Origin of the sequence: Xanthomonas vasicola, from assembly GCF_000772705.2 — a bacterium.
Lineage (GTDB): Bacteria > Pseudomonadota > Gammaproteobacteria > Xanthomonadales > Xanthomonadaceae > Xanthomonas > Xanthomonas vasicola.
In genome coordinates this window covers 1-1,870 of record NZ_JSBW02000091.1, presented here as the reverse complement: position 1 = coordinate 1,870, position 1,870 = coordinate 1, and the positions used below count along the sequence as shown (strand labels likewise).

Genomic DNA, 1,870 nt, shown 5'->3' with positions numbered 1-1,870 from the left:
ATCCATTCCGGGTGATCAAACGTCAATTCGGCTACACCAAGGTCCGCTATCGCGGCTTGGCCAAGAACACCGCACACGTGCTGACCTTGTTTGCGCTCTCCAACCTGTGGATGAAGCGAAAGCAGTTGCTGCCGGCTATGGGGAGCGTGCGCCTGTAAACCGGGGAATTCCCGCGGAAAGCGCCAGAAATGGCGAAATTTCGAAGATTCAAATGCCACTCCTCGGAACGACGCAACATCCCGCACTCTCAGACCTCGTTGTTCAGACCTTCCCTAAGGGCCGTTGGAAAAACGATGATTGCACGCTGTTTCCATTGACTCTCCACCAGGCGTTCCTTTCTGAATTTTGCTTTCGGAAACAAACGGCCACACTTCACGTCGAACGAAATAAGCATCCGACGAGGATCGCGCGAGGGCCTGGTTGTCTGCTGCAATAGCTCCACCGGGCAGGTTTTGCACTTTTATCTGTCCAAGTACCCGAAGCTGCGAGCACAACCCCATCCAGTAAGCATCTCGCTCATCAGCTGCACGGCTATCTCCCGACAGATATCCAGCAAGGTGGAATGCTTCGTGTGACACGAGATCCACAATATTTCCAAGACTTCTTTGATCGTCGGTAAATAGAGGTGCAGCCAAGCTAAGAGTGGTGCCACTGACGCGAAATGATGATTTAGTATATTTGAATCCAGCTCCTGCTGGCAGCAGATATATGTGAATAGAGACGGGATGTTGCTTGTAGAGAGATAGCACCTGACGAAGAGCACCTTCAATCGCAATGCAATAGCGCGCAATGTCGGGCTTTTGGTCTTGCATGGATATTTTTATATTCAGGCCATCGGCAGTGCACTGAAGTTCGCTTAGGGCCAGGGCGCCATCTGGGCGCCCCTCCCTATTCCTGCCGGGCAGGTACATGTCCGTCTTGACATAAGTCAAAAGACCCAATCGACTTACGGAAATCAGATTGAATCCTTCCACGCTGACGCCATCGGGAATGTCTGGAAATGACCGGCAGCCGCCCAACACGATCGCCAATCCAACAAGCCAGAAATGATGTATCAACCGCGACCCCGTGAGCGACATGAGCAGGAAAGATCCCTTGATAGTTTTATGGAATCAATTGTTGTGGCAAGGGGTCGGGGTAGGGACGCGCGGACAAGAAGTCCCATCGAAAGCGACCGAATACGTAGCCTGCGTGCTTCCCTCGTACTTCGATTGTCCGGCAATGACTTGTGGTCCAGCCGCATAATTGGAGCGAAAGCGAACAACATCATACGTGATTTTGTCCGCATTACTTGAGTTGGCATAGGCCCAGTCATTGATGGCGTTAGGGTCTTCGGCCTTCAACAAAGTTCCAACTTTTACCCATGAAAACACGCGACTTGCCTGCACGGCGCCTGTTGCTGAATTTGAAAGCGTAACGACAAAGTCCCCTCGACTTGGATACGGAATCGTGGATCCTGAAGTATCCAGCTCATAGCTCTGCGCATCTGCCACAATGTTCATGACATCCATCGCCATCGCCATCATGGGACCCCCACGCTCCCATGTTGCTTCTGCCCCCACTTTACATTCCCCACCCCCACCCGCACGATTTGAGCACTCCCCGTATGCTCGAACTTTTGTAAAGTTGACAGAGCATCCTGTTGAACACACGGATACTGCAATCAGAACAGGAAGAAGAAATGTATTAGGGATGGTCTGATCAACGCGACCGGAAAACGAAGCAACCGCATCCGCCGCGCTAAGGGCGCTCAAATCGCCGATTTTTTGCCGGTTTCGGCCGTTTGCGGGGTGTTGCCTGGGTTACAGGCACAGCTTCCCCGCAGCAGGCATTAACGCTTTGCGCGTCAGCCACAGATTCGACAGTGCAA

2 protein-coding genes and 2 pseudogenes are annotated in these 1,870 nt (G+C 52.4%); 1 reads left to right on the top strand and 3 read right to left on the bottom strand.

Features of this window, described 5'->3' with window-relative positions; genetic code table 11:
• Positions 1 to 158, top strand: a pseudogene (locus tag NX05_RS24050) (IS5/IS1182 family transposase); the annotation flags it as partial.
• 114 nt (positions 159 to 272) lie between these two features.
• Here NX05_RS24050 and NX05_RS24045 read toward each other — a convergent pair.
• The 3 genes and pseudogenes from NX05_RS24045 to NX05_RS24040 all read right to left on the bottom strand — a co-directional run bounded on the left by NX05_RS24045 (position 273) and on the right by NX05_RS24040 (position 1,511).
• Complete coding sequence (locus NX05_RS24045) at positions 273 to 812, bottom strand: hypothetical protein (RefSeq protein WP_126922538.1); 540 nt, start codon at positions 810 to 812, stop codon at positions 273 to 275.
• Positions 813 to 856: 44 nt separating this feature from the next.
• Positions 857 to 1,079: pseudogene (locus NX05_RS23290) on the bottom strand (hypothetical protein).
• Positions 1,080 to 1,112: 33 nt separating this feature from the next.
• Complete coding sequence (locus NX05_RS24040) at positions 1,113 to 1,511, bottom strand: hypothetical protein (protein ID WP_146435193.1); 399 nt, start codon at positions 1,509 to 1,511, stop codon at positions 1,113 to 1,115.
• Positions 1,512 to 1,870 lie beyond the last annotated feature (359 nt).

Excerpts from the sequence above, each read along its gene's own strand:
- NX05_RS24045 (WP_126922538.1), bottom strand. The coding sequence starts at position 812 with ATGCAAGACCAAAAGCCCGACATTGCGCGCTATTGCATTGCGATTGAA.
- NX05_RS24040 (WP_146435193.1), bottom strand. The coding sequence starts at position 1,511 with ATGGATGTCATGAACATTGTGGCAGATGCGCAGAGCTATGAGCTGGAT.